Below are 850 nucleotides of genomic sequence, written 5' to 3'. Positions count from 1 at the left end.
TCAAGCAATGGCGTCGAAGAATCCGTCACACTCTCAGAATAGTCAATATTATATACAGAGAATTCAACCATAAGAGCCGCACATTCATATCCCTTATCCCGTGCAATTTGCGCAGCTGCCAACCATGCAAGCTGTGTATTATTTAACAAATTTCCAGATGCACGTGTTTGATCTTCATCTTTCATCTTATCGATAAACTTATTTAATTCATCTATCGACATTCCCGAAAAATCAACATGATACTTATCATTCATGCTTTGAATAACAGGATTGCTAGCTTTACGGCTGCTTATGTTAGCAGCATAAGACACAGTATTTATCGAAAACAAAAAACACACTGAAAGAATTAATGATACGAACCTCTTCATAACGAACCTCCTTAAATTCTGTACTCTACTATATAAATTGTGTGCTTCTCATCATCCCAGACAACGAGACTAAAATTCACATCTTCAGAATGTAAAAGCAATGTATTCATTTCGGCTTCCGAGCGTAGTTCCTTATGCTGACTATTATCATAAAGAAAAAAATTTCCACTTGCAATTTCAGGAATCACAAAATCTAATCCAAAATATGACGACACATTTTTTAATATAGAAGATATGGTTGGAGAATCATTAATTTTCTCCCATGAATCGAGTTGATGAATAATTTTGGCTGCATCCACATCGTAGTATACCGCTAACATTATCCCATCATTTTGCAATCCGCCATAAGCCTCATATATCAACGATTCAGAGTATGTTGCTTTTCCAATTTTGAATTGTTTCAAATAATCTCGTTTTTCATATTTGCTTTTTCTTCCAAGCATAAAGCCCAAAAGCAAGCACAGTGCGACTATAGCTAGGTA

At 35.3% G+C, this 850-nt stretch carries 1 protein-coding gene and 1 pseudogene; both read right to left on the bottom strand.

Annotation, left to right across the window (positions count from 1 at the left end):
- A pseudogene (locus DXB44_RS14335) lies at positions 1-368 on the bottom strand (hypothetical protein); the annotation flags it as partial.
- An 11-nt stretch (positions 369-379) separates the two neighbouring features.
- On the bottom strand, positions 380-850 hold a 471-nt coding region (locus DXB44_RS14330; protein ID WP_118659101.1), incomplete at its 5' end, for a hypothetical protein.

Source organism: Faecalibacterium sp. OM04-11BH (assembly GCF_003482185.1).
In the GTDB taxonomy this organism is placed as follows: Bacteria; Bacillota; Clostridia; order Oscillospirales; family Ruminococcaceae; genus Faecalibacterium; species Faecalibacterium tardum.
Note: the sequence above shows the minus strand (reverse complement) of the source record. Positions and strands in the feature narration are given on the sequence as shown.